16 protein-coding genes are annotated in these 17,921 nt (G+C 44.7%); 6 read left to right on the forward strand and 10 right to left on the reverse strand.

The features are described from left to right. Positions 1 to 281 (forward strand): helix-turn-helix domain-containing protein (locus tag OCV54_RS00005; protein WP_156327877.1); only part of this gene is annotated, 281 nt, incomplete at its 5' end. A gap of 185 nt (positions 282 to 466) precedes the next feature. Here the strand turns inward: OCV54_RS00005 and OCV54_RS00010 are convergent. Then, positions 467 to 718: a hypothetical protein gene (locus OCV54_RS00010; protein WP_055222234.1), complete on the reverse strand. Its 252-nt coding sequence runs from the start codon at positions 716 to 718 to the stop codon at positions 467 to 469. A gap of 13 nt (positions 719 to 731) precedes the next feature. After that, a complete protein-coding gene (locus OCV54_RS00015) occupies positions 732 to 977 on the reverse strand; it encodes a hypothetical protein (protein WP_158564584.1) in 246 nt (81 codons plus the stop codon). 288 nt (positions 978 to 1,265) lie between these two features. Between OCV54_RS00015 and OCV54_RS00020 the strand changes: the two genes are divergently transcribed. Further along, entirely contained in the window at positions 1,266 to 1,607 is a 342-nt protein-coding gene (locus OCV54_RS00020) for a helix-turn-helix domain-containing protein (RefSeq protein WP_022217016.1), read from the forward strand. A 321-nt stretch (positions 1,608 to 1,928) separates the two neighbouring features. Here the strand turns inward: OCV54_RS00020 and OCV54_RS00025 are convergent, their stop codons facing one another. Then, entirely contained in the window at positions 1,929 to 2,549 is a 621-nt protein-coding gene (locus OCV54_RS00025) for a flavodoxin family protein (RefSeq protein ID WP_015534585.1), read from the reverse strand. A gap of 331 nt (positions 2,550 to 2,880) precedes the next feature. Next, entirely contained in the window at positions 2,881 to 3,735 is an 855-nt protein-coding gene (locus OCV54_RS00030; RefSeq protein WP_055222236.1) for a helix-turn-helix domain-containing protein, read from the reverse strand. Positions 3,736 to 4,027: 292 nt separating this feature from the next. On the opposite strand from OCV54_RS00030, the gene OCV54_RS00035 reads away from it, so the two are divergent. After that, a complete protein-coding gene (locus OCV54_RS00035) occupies positions 4,028 to 7,396 on the forward strand; it encodes a glycoside hydrolase family 2 TIM barrel-domain containing protein (protein ID WP_055222237.1) in 3,369 nt (1,122 codons plus the stop codon). Positions 7,397 to 7,533: 137 nt separating this feature from the next. Here OCV54_RS00035 and OCV54_RS00040 read toward each other — a convergent pair whose 3' ends face one another. From OCV54_RS00040 to OCV54_RS00065, 6 genes are all read right to left on the reverse strand, one after another. Then, the gene (locus tag OCV54_RS00040) at positions 7,534 to 8,178 is read right to left on the reverse strand and encodes a phosphoribosylanthranilate isomerase (protein WP_015534583.1); all 645 of its coding nucleotides are present in this window, start codon (positions 8,176 to 8,178) and stop codon (positions 7,534 to 7,536) included. A gap of 51 nt (positions 8,179 to 8,229) precedes the next feature. After that, positions 8,230 to 9,594 (reverse strand): ATP-binding protein, encoded by a 1,365-nt coding sequence (locus tag OCV54_RS00045; RefSeq protein ID WP_055222238.1) that lies wholly within the window; start codon positions 9,592 to 9,594, stop codon positions 8,230 to 8,232. A 175-nt stretch (positions 9,595 to 9,769) separates the two neighbouring features. Next, positions 9,770 to 10,189: a GNAT family N-acetyltransferase gene (locus OCV54_RS00050; protein WP_308936791.1), complete on the reverse strand. Its 420-nt coding sequence runs from the start codon at positions 10,187 to 10,189 to the stop codon at positions 9,770 to 9,772. Positions 10,190 to 10,443: 254 nt separating this feature from the next. Beyond that, positions 10,444 to 12,708: a 5-methyltetrahydropteroyltriglutamate--homocysteine S-methyltransferase gene (gene metE, locus OCV54_RS00055; protein ID WP_055222239.1), complete on the reverse strand. Its 2,265-nt coding sequence runs from the start codon at positions 12,706 to 12,708 to the stop codon at positions 10,444 to 10,446. A gap of 168 nt (positions 12,709 to 12,876) precedes the next feature. Next, positions 12,877 to 13,929, reverse strand: coding sequence for a LysR family transcriptional regulator (locus tag OCV54_RS00060; RefSeq protein WP_055222240.1), 1,053 nt, complete (start codon positions 13,927 to 13,929; stop codon positions 12,877 to 12,879). A 4-nt stretch (positions 13,930 to 13,933) separates the two neighbouring features. Further along, complete coding sequence (locus OCV54_RS00065; protein ID WP_055222241.1) at positions 13,934 to 14,824, reverse strand: LysR family transcriptional regulator; 891 nt, start codon at positions 14,822 to 14,824, stop codon at positions 13,934 to 13,936. 203 nt (positions 14,825 to 15,027) lie between these two features. Between OCV54_RS00065 and OCV54_RS00070 the strand changes: the two genes are divergently transcribed. The 3 genes from OCV54_RS00070 to OCV54_RS00080 all read left to right on the forward strand — a co-directional run bounded on the left by OCV54_RS00070 (position 15,028) and on the right by OCV54_RS00080 (position 17,899). Next, the gene (locus OCV54_RS00070; RefSeq protein ID WP_055147436.1) at positions 15,028 to 15,789 is read left to right on the forward strand and encodes a DUF4866 domain-containing protein; all 762 of its coding nucleotides are present in this window, start codon (positions 15,028 to 15,030) and stop codon (positions 15,787 to 15,789) included. Beyond that, positions 15,776 to 17,143, forward strand: coding sequence for a threonine/serine exporter family protein (locus tag OCV54_RS00075; protein ID WP_055147433.1), 1,368 nt, complete (start codon positions 15,776 to 15,778; stop codon positions 17,141 to 17,143). The genes OCV54_RS00070 and OCV54_RS00075 overlap by 14 nt, the downstream gene beginning before the upstream one ends. Before the next feature lie 84 nt (positions 17,144 to 17,227). Next, the gene (locus OCV54_RS00080; RefSeq protein WP_015534577.1) at positions 17,228 to 17,899 is read left to right on the forward strand and encodes a YoaK family protein; all 672 of its coding nucleotides are present in this window, start codon (positions 17,228 to 17,230) and stop codon (positions 17,897 to 17,899) included. Positions 17,900 to 17,921 lie beyond the last annotated feature (22 nt).

Here is a 17,921-nt window from a genome sequence, read left to right on the forward strand (position 1 = left end):
ACCTGTTCAAGCAGTACACCGGGATGAGTCCTGTGAAATACCTGCAGAATTTCCGCATAACAAAAGCCCAGCATATGCTTACCATATCTGAGCTTTCTATAGAAAGTATTGCATTTTCATGCGGCTACCAGTCCGCCGAGGCTTTCCACAAGATTTTCCGCAAGACCACCGGCATGTCGCCTAATGCCTACCGGCAGGAGAAACGCCAGAGAACCATCTCCAGCCAGGAGACCATGAACAACAACCGGCCGGATTATATTGATACAGATGATGATTTTTAAAATTATCTCCAGTGGCAAAGGCACCAGACATTATTACTGTATGCTAACCAAAAGTAAATCAATGCCATCAGCATATTCTTCTAAAAATCAGCAGGCGTCTGTGCGCAAAATTCTCCAATATGGTGAGCCTGTGATCGTCATCTGTGATATTCCAGAATATAAGTGCTGACACATATTACAAATTCCTACTTTCTTTTCCACCTAATTATCATCATAATAATAGATGCACATACGCACAATCCCCCTACAGCAAATGCCCCAACAGCTATTTCCTGCCACATTTGTGCATTATACAATTCTACCCCCGTAACTATTATGCAAATACCTAATAATGCCATTGCCGTAATCACCAAAGGCATCTTTTTAGTCGCTATACCAACTATTGATACAAGGACTGCCACAACTCCGATGGCAGCCACAACAATTGCCATATTCATATTTTCTTCTCCTCTACTTCTTTTTTGACGGAACCTTTATCGATGTTTGACACGCGACATAGCTCGCACCAGTATTTTTCATTGCTATGTATCTTGTTGTGGTACTCCAGCCATCGTGGACCACCAAAAACGTATACACCTTTCCCGTTCTCATATTCTTATATTCCTTATAACCTACCACTGCAACAGTATGATTATAATAGTATCCATTTGCAATAGAAAACATACACGGATTTCCACTGTCAATTTGTTTCTTCAAAGTTGAATATGTCCACATATAGTTACTGTTTCCAGTGCCTGAAGAATAACCAAATCCCTTTTGCCACGTCCTTTTCACCAAGTTATTATTTTTATTAACTGGCAATCCCCTTTTCTTTGTATAGCCAACATTACCAGAATTAGTCTTATTTTTTCATTGTGTTTTATCCCCCTCTTTAATTATATATAAGTTCAGATCAACCTAGTTTGTAATTCAATAATGTAGTATATCTATATTGATGTCAACAAATTATTTTGCTAATATGTTCAGTTACAACGACATCTCTATATGCCAATGAAGGTGGAGGAGCTGTCTGACTACGTTGGAATCAACAGAAGCTATTTCTCCGACCTGTTCAAGCAGTACACCGGGATGAGTCCTGTGAAATACCTGCAGAATTTCCGCATAACAAAAGCCCAGCATATGCTTACCATATCTGAGCTTTCTATAGAAAGTATTGCATTTTCATGCGGCTACCAGTCCGCCGAGGCTTTCCACAAGATCTTCCGCAAGACCACCGGAATGTCGCCTAATGCCTACCGGCAGGAAAAGCGCCAGAGAACCATCTCCAGCCAGGAAACCATGAACAATAACCGGCCGGATTATATCGAGACGGACGACGAGCTGTGATCTTTACAAGGCCACAGCTCGCTTATCATTTTGACATATTCTATTTATCATAAGCACAATATAAACGCAATTACATGAATCACCAGATCATTGTCGGATGCCACATTATCAGCAATAACAAACACAAACCAAATCTCCTTTGAATCAAACGCATTTATATTTTAAAAAGTGTTAGCAGTAGAATACTTACCATTTCCATACCTTGACTATAGTTCAAGAGATTACATATGTAATCTCTCTTTCTACCATTAACACTATGTTCTGATTTAGGTTAAACTCAATCTTTGTCATTTGCTTCACGATATTATAATCTTTACTAATTTATCTTATAAAGTTCGTCTGGTTGCCTCTCTCCGTGTCAGGGAGTGCAACACCTGCTGCCTTGCCGGCTTCAAAGCATTTGAGCATCCATGCAAGGTTCTTAGCAAGATTCCTCATGGTCTGCATACCCTCCGCATCCAGCTCAGCCTCTCCAGGCACGCGTCCGTGTACAAGATTCCAGTATGTAGAGCCAGCCACCGGCATCTGTGATATTCCAAAGTATTTATTCATCACATCGAATGATGCTGATGTTCCGCCACGTCTTGCAACTGCCACAGATGCACCCGGCTTGAATGCAAATGCACGGCCGCTGCTGTAGAATACTCTGTCAAGGAATGACTGCACACGTCCGCTTGGATGAGCATAGTATACAGGTGTTCCAAATACCAGTCCGTCTGCTTCCTTTGCCTTGGCAACGAACTCATTTACCTTATCGTCATCAAACACACAGCCTTTTTCCGTACACTGTCCACAGCCTATGCAGTCTCTCAGTGGAGCTGCTCCGATCTGGAATATCTCATAGTCTATTCCCTCTTTCTTGAGCTGCTCGCCTACCTCGTAAAGTGCACGGTATGTATTGCCCTGCGGCTTCGCGCTTCCATTCAACATTAAAACCTTCATATTCAGTTCCTCCAATCATTTACACCACTATTTATATGTAACTGTCGATTACTTATCAGCAGTTCTCTTTTCTTTTATATATTTGACTAAAAATATTATCGCCAGTACAAGCAAAACGCTGACACAGAATACCATCATGCCCAGGGAATACACTGACTTTTTTATCAGCTTAGCCACCACAAATACTATAGCCAAAATTACAAATAATATTGATTTGTATAAATTGCTGCTCACGTTTTATCCCTACATGTTAATTTCCACCGCCACACACACATGGCAGTTTCTTCTATATTATATATACACTTATTGATAAATTTTTTCCAGTTATTTGTCAATGTCTGAGCGACTTCCTGTACTCCATAGGAGACATTCCTTTTTCTTTTTTAAACACCCGGCTAAAGTAAAGCGGATTATCGTATCCAACTATCTTTGCTATCTCTGTCATGTTGTAGTCCGAGCTCTCGAGAAGCATCTGGGCGTTAGCTATACGCTTTGACATGATGTACTGTGTGGGCGTGGTTCCGATGCGCTGTCTAAAGTTCCGTATGAACCAGCTCACGCTCATGTTGTGCATGCTTGCATAGTCCTCCACAAGTATTCCCTCGTTATAATGCTCACTAAAATATGCCGCCGCACGGTCCATCTCCTCTGCCATGGCCGACACAGTTTTGGAATCATCCTGCCCCTGCTGCCTGTGAGCTAAGATAAGCATCTGTCTGAATATGTATTCCAACATCTCCTCATAGTCATCCCGGCAGAGCTGTAGCTCCTGTATCATTTGCCTGAACAAAATTCTGTACTCAGCATGGTCTCCACCATAGAACATATTCACATCGTCATTTATTCCGTATCGCCTGAGTGTCTGCTTCACCTCTCCCCCGGTGAAATGCACCCAGAACACCTCCGTGTGTTCGTCTCCGTAATACACATACCGTTGCATCTGTCTCGGCCTGTATATCACCATGCTTCCGGGACAGGCGATCACATCCTGCCCATCTATCTCAAAATGTGCCTTTCCCGCCGCCACATATATGAGCTGATAATCCTTACGCCCCTTAGGTCTGTAGGTTGTAAACTCTTTCTGTGTATACAGCTTGTACGTTCCGCAGCTTGTGACTATGAGCGGTCTGCTCTTGTCCACAATGTCGAGCAGTGAGTTGTGAAGATATGCTGAGTTTGTATACATGTGTGGCTCCTTTCTATATGGCAAATTACACTATTATCTCACTATTTTTACACTATTTTGAAGCGTGTGCAGGCACATCCTGTATGCTTTATACTTTTCTTTTGTCTGTTCAGAGACTTCACCCTGCAAGCGGACTTGCAGGGTGCGGCGTATCCGCCTTATAAAACTAGAATGTGCATATTTTGTCTCATTATATGTATGGACTTTTCATGTGACATTATCTTATAATATATCTAACAAACTACGAATATACAACGTTTTATATATTAAATTAACCACAGGAGGTATTGTTATGATCATTCCGCGTCACTACGAAAATCTGCATATTCTGCATGAGAACACCATGCCGAATAGGAATTACTATATTCCTGCTGGGAAGGCATACAGCACATCCCTTGATGCAAGGGATCTCTCGGACAGAGTACAGTTTCTGAATGGAACCTGGAAGTTCCGCTACTACGACAGCATTTACAAGCTTCAAGACGAATTCTACAGTGAGGGATATGATATATCCGGTTTCGATGATATTCCGGTTCCATCAGTATGGCAGATGCACGGATACGACTATCATCAGTATACCAATGTCAGGTATCCATTTGCATTTGACCCACCTTATGTTCCAAAGGACAACCCATGCGGAGCATATGTGACCGACTTCGACTACGATCAGAACAAGGACGCGCCACTCGCGCACTTGAACTTTGAGGGTGTAGATTCCTGTTTCTATGTATGGCTCAACGGCAGGTATGTTGGCTACAGCCAGGTATCCCATTCGACCAGTGAATTTGACATAACCGAATTCATAAGAAACGGCTCCAACAGGCTCTGCGTGCTGATCCTCAAATGGTGCGACGGAAGCTATCTTGAGGATCAGGATAAGTTCCGCATGAGCGGTATTTTCAGGGATGTATATATCCTGAAACGCTCTGAGGGTGCTGTATACGACTATTTCATAAAGACCAGCTGTGACGATATAACGGAGCCAACTAAGGCAGATGTAACCATAGACTTCACAGCATTTACAAAATATTCCTGCGTTGAAGACCGTTTTTCATCAAAATCGGAAACAGTGGTTGATAAAGGCGCTGATTCAAATGTTGATATTGAAGTTACTATTCTGGACGCCGATGGCAGCATATGTTCATCAGGCTGTGTAAAATGTGAAATTTCCGCTCAGAGCGATGCCAATACCAATGCAGACGAAAGCAAAACCGCAGCCAGCTCCAGCAGCATTACTTTGTCGATCGACTCCCCTGTGCTGTGGAATGCAGAAAGACCATTCCTCTACACTGTCATCATCAGATGTGCCGGAGAGGTCATCACTGACAGGATAGGAATCAGGGAGATAACCATAGAGAACAAGGTCGTATACATCAACGGCATGCCGATCAAGTTCCACGGAGTGAACAGACATGATTCCGACCCTGTAACCGGATTTACCATCAGCAGAGAACAGATCATCAAGGATATGTCGCTGATGAAGCAGCACAACGTCAACGCCATAAGGACAAGCCACTATCCAAATGCTCCTTATTTCTATGAACTCTGTGACGAATATGGATTCTATGTGATAGATGAGGCTGATATTGAAGCCCACGGGCCAAGCGAGCTTTACTATGCAGATAACAGCTGGGACAACAAGGCAGCAAGGTGGAATGAGCCGATCGCCAACAATCCTGAGTTCTGCGAATCCATTCTTGACCGCATCAAACGCTGCGTCATCAGGGACAAGAACCGTGCCAGCGTAGTCATCTGGTCCATGGGAAATGAGAGTGCGTACGGAGTGACATTCGAGGAAGCTCTGGCATGGGTCAAGTCCTATGACAGCTCCCGTCTCACCCACTACGAGAGTGCACAGTATACAGACGGCAAGCGCAAATACGACTACAGCAATCTGGATCTCTACAGCCGCATGTACCCATCCATATCTGAAATGGCTGATTATATAGAAAACGGCGGTGACAAGCCATACATTCTCTGCGAATATTGTCATGCCATGGGCAACGGCCCTGGAGATCTGGAGGACTACTTCCAGTTCTTCGACAGCCACGAGACCACCTGTGGCGGTTTTGTATGGGAGTGGTGCGACCACGCCATATACAGGGGCAAGGCGGCAAACGGCAAGGATATATACGCCTACGGTGGAGACAGCGGTGAGACTATCCACGACGGCAACTTCTGTATGGATGGTCTGGTGTATCCGGACCGCAGACCACACACAGGACTTCCTGAATTCAAGAACATCAACCGCCCGGTAAGGATCACTGGATATGATGAGACAAATGGAGTTTTGACTCTGCACAACTACATGGATTTCACTGACATCAGGGACAACCTCACAATGAGCTACGAGGTTATGCGAGATGGTCAGGTTGCCGCATCCGGGGATATCGACACGCCTTCCATAGCTCCTCACAGTGTCGGAACTATCAGCCTGAGCCCTGTTACAAATATACAGAAGTCATCGTCAGACTTATATGCATCAAGTCATTCTGACATTTCTGACAGCTCGGATATTACCGATTGTTCAAGTGTTGTTGAATGTTCAGATGTCGCCGATTGCACAAAAGATATTATTACACACAGCTTGTTTCTCCGTGTGATATATAAGGCAGCTTGTGACAGTGCATTTGTCAAGGAAGGTGATGTGTTGGGATTTGACGAGATAGAACTTGCCACACAAAAACAGAACGCAGACAAGGTCCTGGATAAAGCATCGTCTTTGGACAAGGCGCAGAATTTGGCGGAACAATATCTGACTACTCAGGATACAGCTTCTGCCCATCTTCATGTATCGGAAAGCGACACAGAATTTGTTGTCAGCGGAAGTAATTTTGAATATATATTTGACAGAAATACAGGAAACTTTACGGACATTGTGGTTGATGGTCAGGAACTTCTATCTGCACCGTGCGACAAGACTATCTGGCGCGCACCTACGGACAATGACAGAAATATAAAGAACGAGTGGTTAAGAGCCCACTATGACATGATATCCGAAAGGACATATGAGACTGGCTGCATTATAAAAGATGGATGTGCCGTGATATCGTGCACGTCAAGCCTCTCAGCACCAACGGTACAGCCTGTTCTGAGGATAAACGCTGAATGGATAATAACACCTGAAGGAACTATAAAATCAAAAATGCATGTAAAGAAAAATGCTGAATTCCCTATGCTCCCAAGATTTGGCGTGAGGATGATTTTGAGAGAAGATATGCGAAATGTAAATTATATCGGTATGGGTCCATATGAAAGCTACGCAGACAAGCACCATGCAAGCTGGCATGGCTCATTTTCTGCATCCATTGACGAGATGCACGAGGACTATATCATGCCACAGGAAAATGGAAGCCACTTTGACTGTAGCTATGTCCAGATCGGCAGTCTGATGGAAAACGACATCAAAACAGATATGTCCGCCCACAGCATAACCGTGACATCCGCTGTGCCATTTTCAATGAACGCCTCGCCTTACACCGCAGAGGAACTCACAGTGGCAACCCACAACTACGAGCTGCCAGAGAGTGACAAGTCCGTCCTGTGCATAGACTATCGCCAGAACGGAATCGGCTCCAACAGCTGCGGCCCCGAGCTTGATGAGAAATACAGATTTGACGAGGATGAGTGGGAATTTGGATTTACCATGCATGTGAAATAGATACAAAATTATCGCTAAATTAAGTTTATCTCATGAAAAAGGACAAAGCCTCCAAACTTTGTCCTTTTTTCCGCTTATATGAGTATTTAGATACAATTTTGTATCTTTTTCACCATTTTGACTGTGATTAGCGAGAATCAATTATCAGATTTACCCGAAATCTGCCAAGCAGCGGTATTCCTCTTCATCCGGCGCATCTTCTCCGGATCCTTGCCCGATTTTTGGACGCCACCTACCACATCGTACTCTATGCCAGATGACACATCGACTACGTCAGGATGCACCTGCTCTATCGCCCGCCGCACATTGTCCGGCGTGAGACCTCCGGCAAGCACAAACAGCCTTCCATCTCTGTCGATATCCGTCAAACTGTTCCAGTCAAATGTCTTGCCACTTCCAGGTTCACCGGCATCGAACACATAACCTGCAACATTCGAAAGGCTTTGATAATGTGGGTACATATCCATATCCTTCACATTGAACGCCTTCCACACAGGCAAATGCGCACTCTCTATAAGCTCATCGCTGGTCTGTCCATGAATCTGTATCACATCAAATCCCAGCTCACCTATCTCCGCTATCTGCTCCGCATCCGGGGATACCACCACTGCAACCTTCTTCACATCTTTCCTCAGTTCTTCAAGCAACCTGCGCGCAGTCTCCACGCTGACATTTCTCTTTGACTTTGGGAAATACATCACCATTCCTATATAATCAGGTCTCACCTCATTCACCGCGGCCACATCGGCCGGGGTCGTGATTCCGCACATCTTTATCTTCATGCTGTCTCTCCTATTTTTTAACATCGGCTCGTCAACAGGCGAAAACTGATGCTACATATCCTTATCGAACGTCAACCCTGATAGGTCAAGTTTATATATCGTGTCAGCCATCTTTTCGTTTTCCAGAAACATCATCATATATATTGGCAAATATACTTTTTTGCCGCTGACCTCTACGTTTCTCTCCGAAAAAACATATGCATATTCTATTCCGTAATTTTCATCAGCCAAGACATTGCACAGCGCAGAGTGTCGTTTGTAATCCTTACCCGATTTTATCTCCAGTGGAACTACTTTACCATTCAGTTCTATTACAAAATCAAGCTCACCCTGCTTTTTGCTGTTAAAATAATATTCTTTATGACCTTTGCTGAGTAGTTCCTGGGAAACCACATTTTCAAATAGCGCACCATTGTTTATAGACTTTTCTTTATTCAGTATCGCCATTTTCACCTGATCCGAATACCTACTTGTCAGCAGCCCTACATCGGAGAAAAATAGTTTAAAGAGATTCCTATTCTCACTGATCACAAGCGGAAGTTTCGGCTCACTTATATTGTAGACCGGTATCGCAACCCCAGCATCCTTAAGCCACAGAAAATCATTTGCAACCCTATCATAACTGAGGCCTTTACCTATACTATTGATCTGGAATCGTTTATTTTTCTGATCAAGCTGTCCCGGCATAACATCATATATCTCCTGCAGTTTCAGCTTGTATCTTGTCTCATACTTTGTGAAATCACTTCTGTACAATTTAACTATCTTTTCATGTACCTCCGCTACCTTCGCAAGATCATTTGTCTCCACATAGGTATTGACCGCCTCCGGCATTCCGCCCACGATAAGATACAGATTAAATACATCAAGCATTTTTTCATGTACAAACGAATCAACAGGCAGCCTCTGCGTAAAGCATTCCTTCAGTGTGTCGATCACATTCTGATTCACACCAACAGAAACCATAAATTCGTGCAGATCCATCGGATACATATCACATACACGCAGGTATCCAACCGGCGCAGATCTGAGATCATTCAGCTCTACGCCCAAAAGCGAACCGCTCATGATATACCTGTAGCTTCCATCTTCCACCAGAAACTTCACTCTTGTCACTATATCTTTAAACTCCTGCACCTCATCCAGAAATATGATCGTACGGCCTTTCTCAAGAGGCTGTTTTGTCACCAGGCTAAGTCTCATAAGCAGATCCTTTGCATCTCTGGCACCGTCAAACAATGTTACAAGCTCCGGCTGGTCAATAAAATTTAATTCCACATATGGCACTCCACTTTCCCTGAGGCATTCTTTTATAAGATATGTCTTACCGATCTGTCTTGCTCCAGTTATGAGCAAAGCATCCCTGCCGCTCTGAATCCATGAATCTATATAATTTTTTGCCGATCTTTCCAGCATAAAATCACCCCCACACACTGCATTTGCAACTTTTCTATCCCTATGATATCAATTTTTTGCAACTTTTCCAACCTTTTCGCGGTGATTTTTGCAACTTTTCCAACCTTTTTTCGGCAGATTATGCAACTTTGCGAGCTTTAGTAACAATTTTCTTTTATTTTACGGCGGGTCCTCCTTATGAAAATATCTGTCCGGGCAGTGTCTTTTTCTCTTTATATAGAAACTGCCTGTCGAATTCTTCCACAGCCTTTTCGTCCACGAAATATCCTTCTGGCGGAGCGTACTCACCCGTGACTCCATCAAGATATCCGGAAATCAGCTCCTTGCAGAGGAAAAACGATGCATCCTCCCCCTCATCAAGTCCATGATAGCGAATGCCAAACTCGCTTGCCGGTCTGAATCCGCTTTTGCCATAGAAATCAATATTCCCCTCAAAGCATAGTGCTCCGCAGCCGAGCTCTGCAGCTTTCTGCAACGAATAATCTAGCAGTATCTTTCCATAGCCCTTACGTTTAAGTTCATTCTTTATGCATATAGGGCCCATCGTCATAACCTGAATACTTCTTCCGTCATCCGCAGTTATTTCTGCTCTCATAAACATATTCTGGCCGATGAGTTCTCCTTTTTTGCAGCATAACTAAATCCAGTTCCGGGACAAATGCACTGTCTTTTCTCAGCTGATTGAGCACATAGTGTTCCAGGCAGCCGGGACGATACACATTCCAGAAACTGTCCCGCACCAGATTCTTGACTTCCCGGTATTCATCCTCTTTCTCCAGCCGTATAACCAGATCATCATTATGACTGACTTGCGTAATATTTATGTGAATTTGTCAAGCATTTTATATATTATTTTCTCACCTGTCTGGCAGCCTCAACCATATTTCTGAGGCTGGCGTCAGTCTCAGGCACACCTCTGGTCTTAAGACCGCAGTCCGGATTGATCCAGAGCTTATCCCTGCCTATCTTCGTGAGCATGACATTTACCGCCTTCACGATCTCTGCCACCGACGGAACTCTTGGAGAGTGAATATCATATACGCCAGGTCCCACCTCTGTCTCAAAGTTGTTCTCCCTGAGAGAATCCAGGATCTGCAGATCGGATCTTGACGCCTCAAATGTGATCACATCCGCGTCCATATCATCTATGGCAGGTATGATATCCGTAAATTCACTGTAGCACATATGCGTGTGTATCTGTGTCTCAGCCTTCACACCGCTGTGTGTCAGACGGAATGCAGGTATCGCAAAATCAAGGTACTCCGTATACCAATCAGATTTTCTGAGTGGAAGCTTTTCTCTGAGTGCAGCCTCATCTATCTGTATCATCTTTATTCCATGCGCCTCCAGATCCAGCACCTCATCTCTGATCGCAAGCGCTATCTGTGATATAGATTCCTTGATTGATATATCCTCCCTTGGGAATGACCAGTTGAGTATCGTCACCGGACCGGTCAACATTCCCTTCATGATCTTGTCTGTGAGCGACTGCGCATATACAGACCAATCAACCGTGATCGGCTTTTTGCGGTATACGTCACCCCATATCACAGGCGGCTTTACGCATCTCGTTCCATATGACTGTACCCATGCTTTCTCAGTGAACAGGAATCCGCCAAGTGCCTCACCGAAATATTCAACCATGTCATTTCGTTCATACTCGCCATGCACTAGCACATCCAGTCCGATGTCCTCCTGCCACTTTACACATTCCTTTATCTTTCCCTTTACAAAGTCCACATATTCCTGCTCAGATATCTCTCCCTTTCTGAGCTGTGCTCTCTGTGACTTCACATCCTTAGTCTGTGGGAATGAACCTATAGTGGTTGTCGGAAGCTCAGGAAGCCCAAATTCCTTCTTCTGAAGTGCCTGCCTCTCGCTTCTCTTCGGAAGTCTTGCATAATCTGCCTCAGTCACTGCCGCAAGCCTCTGTCTCACCTCGTCGCTGTTGCAGTCTCTTGTTCCCGCAAATAACTCCTGATTCTTGTGGTATGCCTCAAGCTCTGTATAGTTATAACTCTCGGCAAGTGCCGCAAGCTCCGAGAGTTCAATAAGTTTCTCCTCTGCAAATGCAAAGAACCTCAGATAGTCCTGTGATAGCTTCGTCTCTTGCTTAAGTGTGTATGGCACATGAAGCAGTGAGCATGATGTAGACAGAACCACATCTATCTTCTTATCGCGGAGCTGCCCTACTACATTGAGAGTCTTGTCGTAATGATTTCTCCATATATTTTTGCCATTTACCAGGCCGGCAAAAAGTACCTTATCCCCAGGGAAGCCGTATCTGTCTATAAGCTGACCGGTCTGTTTGCCCTCTATAAAATCAAGGCCTATTCCGGCAAATGGCATATTTATGATATCTTCATACACATCCCTCACATCACCGAAGTATGTCTGGAGAAGTATCTTACAGTCTGCACGATCTGCAAATACCCTCTCATACACCCTGTGGAAAAGTGCCTTATCATCGTCATCCATATCTCTCACCAATGATGGTTCATCAAATTGCAGCCACTCCACATTCTCTTCATCGCACTCGGCGATGAGCTGTCTGTAAGCCTCTGCCACATCATCAGCAAAGTCTTCTGCATTCTTTGATCCCACATATCTGCAGAGCTTAAGCATTGTGTATGGTCCTATAACCACAGGCTTTGTCTTGATCCCCAGCGCCTTGGCCTCCTCGTATTCACCTGTAAGTTTCTCGCAGTCAAGGCTTATCACCGTGTCATCCTCTATCTCCGGAACTATGTAATGATAGTTTGTGTTAAACCACTTCTTCATCGCAAGAGCCTTCACATCCCCGGATTCTCCCTGATACCCCCTTGCCATGGCAAAGTACGTGTCAAGCTTTGAGACATTTAGCTCTCTGTATCTCCTTGGCACAATTCCGAGAAGAACTGCTGTATCAAGCACTATATCGTAAAATGAAAAGTCGTTGCACGGAATAAAGCCTATCCCTGCTGCCACCTGTGTCATCCAGTGTATGTGTCTGAGATCCGCTGCAATTCCTGTAAGCTCCTGCGCCGTTATCTCATGTCTGAAATATTTTTCAGATGCAAATTTTAACTCTCTTAATGTTCCCACCCTTGGAAATCCTATAACCGATGTCTTCATCATATCCTCCTGCTCACTCACTGGCATATCTCATAGACCAGTGTTATTTTCTTGTTTGTTGTTGACATTATATGAAGCTCTGGTTCGCTTGTATAATACATAAAAATATAGCGTGGATATAGTTTTATGCTATACCCACGCTATTTCTATGTCTTTTTTCTATGTCAGCTATGTGGCTTTAACCCTTCTCATATGTTCCGCAGCCTTCTCCGTCACATCTCCACAGGCAGGCTCTCCGTCATCCCTCATCTCATTGAAGCGCCCTCTGCGCTGGAGCTTTCTCTGAGGAGTTTTTACTGAATCTTCCGGCTCGTCACTGCCAGCCGTGAGATAATTTGCCAACGCACCGAGATAGGTGTTTCCAAGTCTGCTGAGGATCGCCTTCCTGTGGACGATATACCCTATCCTCATATCGCTCTCATCCGCAAGTGGCACCGATATAATGTCCTTGCCGTTCAGCTTTTCATCTATGACACCGCTGCACACAGTATATCCATTCAGGCCTATCAGCAGATTGAACAGTGTCGCTCTATCCCTGACTCTTATATTCTTCTTTCGCTCCGTCGTAGAGAATATTTCCTCCGAGAAGTAAAAAGAGTTGTGCTCTCCCTGCTCAAATGACAGATATGGATATGCCTCCAGTTCCTCGTTCGTTATAATGCTGTTCTTCGCCAAAGGGTGATTTCTGCTTATGAACACGTGAGGCTTTGCCACGAACAGCTCATGAAATTCCAGGTCATTTGCTCTGAGGATCTTGTTCAGCACCTTCTCATTGAAGTCATTCATGAACAATATTCCGATCTCGCTTCTCATCCTGGCGACATCATCTATGATCTCATAGGTCTGTGTCTCCCTTATGCTGAAATCATATTCGTCCTGTCCATACCTCTTTATCAGGTCAACAAATGCATTTACCGCAAATGAATAATGCTGGGTGGACACGCAGAAGCTCTTCTTGCCGCCATCGTCCCCCTTGTATTTGTCCTCAAGGACCTTCGCCTGCTCAAGCACCTGTCTCGCATAGCCGAGGAAGACCTCGCCCTCTATGGACGGACTTATTCCCTTATTTGACCTGTTGAATATATTTATCCCCATCTCTTTTTCCAGCTCATGGATGGCATTTGTCAGGCTTGGCTGGGATATATACAGCCGGTTCGCTGCCTCGGTGATCGTGCCCGTATCCGCAACCATCACCACATATCTAAGCTGCTGAAGTGTCATATTCTCACCTGCTTTCTACTATTATTTTCTTGAACTGCTTTGCTGCCTCATTCAGCGGGTGCAGGCAGTCATACACAAGACATACATTCCTGTCCGGAAGCTTTTCCTCAAGTGAAAGCTTTACAACCTCTTTGTTCTTTACTGCCTCCCTCGCCATCAGTTCCGGTATAAATGCAAGTCCAAGCTCACACTTCACAAGTGGCAGTATCTGATCCGTGGTGGCCGCCTCCGTGTCCGGCGCAAGCTCCACGCCATGCTCCCTGAATATTCTGTCGTAGAATCTGAATGTCATAGTCTCCCTGCCTAGACAGATCATAGGATAGTTCCTCATCTCCGCAATGGACAGTTTTTGCTTTTTAAGTGAAGAAAATGTCGTTCCGCCGATAAGTATCTCACGATATGACTGCAGCACGATCTTCTTGAGAGGAGCCTCCACATCAGCCGGAGTTGTAACTACTGCAAAGTCTATACTTCCATTCTTCACTTCATCCACAGCCTGAGGTGTAGAATGGTTGTATATCTTGAGATTTATACCCGGATACGCCATGTGAAATGCCCGCAGTCTGTCCAGCAGATATATATTTAACGCCGTCTCACTGACACCTATCGTTATACTTCCGTGAGTGAGATTCTCACCATCTGCCAGCTCATCCTCCGCCGTCAGAAGCTGTGACATTGCAGCCTCCACATATGAATAGAGCTGTTCCGCGTCTCTTGTGAGCTGTACACCCCTGTTTGTCCTGACAAATAGTATCCTTCCAAGCTGCTGCTCCAGGCAGTTCATCGCCCTGGTCACATTTGGCTGACTGTTTCCAAGAACCTTTGCGGCTTTGGTAAAGTTATGATATCTCGCAACATAATAAAATATCTTATAATACTCGAAATTAACGTTCATAATCTATTGTTAGCCACAGACTATATTACATGTCTGCTATACTCCCTTTCTTAAAATTATTTTCCATGCAGCATCCCCAACATATCATTTTATTATCGCTGCCATATCAATTATGATTTTCACTTATTGCTACTCCAATAGTATAATCTAACCAGATTTAAATGACAAGACAGCATTTATCATATGAAAGGATGCGCATATCTATGGAAGGAAAGACCATTTTCCCAAGGGAAGAAAAATCAGAAATATTATTTGAAAAGATCCTCAGGGATCCCTGGGCATGTGAAAAGCTCATGGACACATTCTGTAATTACCTGTTCTGCAATGATGACTTCGACTGCAATCTTTCACCGGAAGAATTTACAAAATCACTGCTCTCAGCTTATCTGGACAGAGATATGTCGGCATTCCTCATGTCCATCTGCAACAATACAATGTTCGATCTGCTAAGAAATTCCTACCTCATCCCATATCGCTTCAACGCCGATGGCAAGACCAATCCTGTCATCATGACCGGTGAGCACGGCGAACTTCTGCCTGAATTCAGAAACTCTGTAAGAGAAAAGGATTATCAGCACTTTCACGATATATACACACATATGACACACAACGAGAATATGTATCTTGCAAAGGCGTACAGATACAGCCATGAATACACTTCTGACAACATGGAAGTCGGGCAGAAGATCCTTGAAGAGTGCACCGGAGTCCTGCTCATCAGGGAGCTGCCGGACACGGTAAAGCTCAAGGAGACCGAAGCTGAGGCATACTGTGCTGTGTGGGATATCATGGTTGAACTGGAGAAGAATCTTCCCATGGCATTTGTATTCTACGGTCAGGATACTTTGGGCAAACAAGGCATGCGATATGACGAGCTTGGAATATTCCTGCCGGATTCACTGCTCATGAAGAATCTGGAAAGACACGTTGCGAAAGCCGAGGCGATCATATATGCGGAAAAGTAAGAATGCAAAAAACGCAAATGCAGAATCGTACATAGACATTATGGAGAAAAATCACATGGAGATCCCATGGCATGACTACGCCAGTGCCGACAGCAATGTACTCATATGCAAGGCAGGTCTGATTGAAAAGGCTTCTGTCATAGGCAGAGTCGGTCTTATCATGCTCTCATGCGGAACAGGTGCATGGCGTGTCCGTACTTCCATGAACAGGCTTTCCAAGGAACTGGGCGTCACATGTACCGTCGATGTCGGACTCATGTCCATAGAATTCAACTGTTTTGACGGTCACGACTGTGTATCACAGTCCCTGTGCATCGCCAATACAGGCGTGAACACCTCAAAACTCTACAGAATGGAGCAGTTTGTTGACAATTTTCCAAATGAAGAGGCGCATCTGACCGGTGAGGAAATCCATCAGAGACTTGATGAGATAGAAAAAATACATACCTTGTACTCTCCTCTCCGTCTCGGACTTGCCTCTGCCCTCGCTTGCTGTGCCTTCACATTTCTTCTAGGCGGCGGGCCTGTAGAAATGATGCTGGCATTTGTCGCAGCTGGAATTGGAAACCTCATAAGGACAAAGCTTATCAAACACCATTTTACTTTATATATGAACATAGCGGTATCCGTGTCAGCCGCTTGTCTTGTGTACGCACTGCTGCTAAAGGCCGCTGAACTGGCATTCCATATACCCGCCTTCCACGAAGCCGGATATATCTGCTCAATGCTGTTCATCATACCGGGTTTTCCATTCATCACCAGCGGCATAGACCTTTCAAAGCTGGATCTGAGATCAGGACTTGAGAGGCTTACATACTCGATCATCATTGTGCTTGTGGCAACGATGTTCGCATGGATCATGGCGCTTCTGCTGAAGCTTCACCCACAGGATTTTGTAGCACTCGACATAACACCAGGACTTCATCTGGTATTCAGATTGATTGCCAGCTTCTGTGGTGTGTTCGGATTCTCCATCATGTTCAACAGCTCCATACACATGGCCGCCACAGCCGCTGCCATCGGTGCCATAGCCAACACTCTCCGTCTTGAACTGGTAGATCTTGCCGGCATTCCTGCAGCTGCCGCCGCATTTGCCGGAGCCCTCACAGCCGGACTGCTCGCTTCATTCATCAAAAGCACCAATGGTTATCCGCGAATCTCACTGACAGTCCCATCTATAGTCATCATGGTTCCAGGACTTTATCTTTACCGGGCAATATACAACTTTGGAATCATGTCACTTTCCGATGCCGTGTCCTGGTTTGCAGCTGCCATCATGATCATCATAGCCCTGCCACTTGGACTGATATTTGCAAGGATCCTGACGGACAAAACCTTCAGGTACTGCACCTGATCCCCAAATGGGGACAGGCACCTCCGTCCCCCAGATGGGATCAGCGCCTGAATGTCAAATCTACAACCAAGGAGTATATGAACCATGAAGTTTTATCCACATAGACAAATGTCAGAATCTTTCATCACCGCGGCCTTCCTGTCAGTATCAGGAGGCCTGCAGGATGCATATACCTATATATTCAGAGGAAAGGTATTTGCAAATGCACAGACAGGCAACATAGTTCTTCTCGGTCAGAATCTTGTAGACCGAAACTGGAGAATGTGTGTACACTATGCCGTTCCTCTATTATTTTTTGCGCTTGGAATTGCTGCTGCCGAGTGTATAAAACAGAAATTTCAGAATATGCAGCAGTTTCACTGGAGACAGATCGTTGTATTGTGTGAGATTTTTCTGCTTCTTATCGTGGGATTTCTTCCCATAAAACTCAATCTTCTCGCAAATGCCATGGTTTCATTTTCATGTGCCATGCAGGTTCAGGCATTCAGGAAGGTCAACGGCTACGCATTTGCCAGCACCATGTGCATTGGAAATATCCGAAGCGGCACAGATGCCCTGTGTGCATACTTCAGAACAAAGGACAGGAACACACTGTTCAAATCCCTATGCTACTGGGCGATCATCCTGCTATTCGGAATCGGTGCCGCTGTGGGCGGTCACTTCATCCGTATATTTGATATGAGGACCATCTGGTTCTCCTGCTGTCTGCTGTTCGTGAGCTTTCTGTTCATGTTCATCAAGGAAGAGAGAGAGTAAAAATAAGCTTACGCGAGTCCTC

This window comes from Coprococcus aceti (assembly GCF_025567285.1).
Classification (GTDB): Bacteria; Bacillota; Clostridia; order Lachnospirales; family Lachnospiraceae; genus Coprococcus; species Coprococcus aceti.

Bases quoted from the DNA above. Each gene is read 5' to 3' on its own strand.
- OCV54_RS00010 (WP_055222234.1), bottom strand. From the start codon at position 718: ATGAATATGGCAATTGTTGTGGCTGCCATCGGAGTTGTGGCAGTCCTT.
- OCV54_RS00020 (WP_022217016.1), top strand. From the start codon at position 1,266: ATGCCAATGAAGGTGGAGGAGCTGTCTGACTACGTTGGAATCAACAGA.
- OCV54_RS00025 (WP_015534585.1), bottom strand. From the start codon at position 2,549: ATGAAGGTTTTAATGTTGAATGGAAGCGCGAAGCCGCAGGGCAATACA.
- OCV54_RS00030 (WP_055222236.1), bottom strand. From the start codon at position 3,735: ATGTATACAAACTCAGCATATCTTCACAACTCACTGCTCGACATTGTG.
- OCV54_RS00035 (WP_055222237.1), top strand. From the start codon at position 4,028: ATGATCATTCCGCGTCACTACGAAAATCTGCATATTCTGCATGAGAAC.
- OCV54_RS00040 (WP_015534583.1), bottom strand. From the start codon at position 8,178: ATGAAGATAAAGATGTGCGGAATCACGACCCCGGCCGATGTGGCCGCG.
- OCV54_RS00045 (WP_055222238.1), bottom strand. From the start codon at position 9,594: ATGCTGGAAAGATCGGCAAAAAATTATATAGATTCATGGATTCAGAGC.
- OCV54_RS00050 (WP_308936791.1), bottom strand. From the start codon at position 10,189: ATGAGAGCAGAAATAACTGCGGATGACGGAAGAAGTATTCAGGTTATG.
- metE (WP_055222239.1), bottom strand. From the start codon at position 12,708: ATGAAGACATCGGTTATAGGATTTCCAAGGGTGGGAACATTAAGAGAG.
- OCV54_RS00060 (WP_055222240.1), bottom strand. From the start codon at position 13,929: ATGACACTTCAGCAGCTTAGATATGTGGTGATGGTTGCGGATACGGGC.
- OCV54_RS00065 (WP_055222241.1), bottom strand. From the start codon at position 14,824: ATGAACGTTAATTTCGAGTATTATAAGATATTTTATTATGTTGCGAGA.
- OCV54_RS00070 (WP_055147436.1), top strand. From the start codon at position 15,028: ATGGAAGGAAAGACCATTTTCCCAAGGGAAGAAAAATCAGAAATATTA.
- OCV54_RS00075 (WP_055147433.1), top strand. From the start codon at position 15,776: ATGCGGAAAAGTAAGAATGCAAAAAACGCAAATGCAGAATCGTACATA.
- OCV54_RS00080 (WP_015534577.1), top strand. From the start codon at position 17,228: ATGAAGTTTTATCCACATAGACAAATGTCAGAATCTTTCATCACCGCG.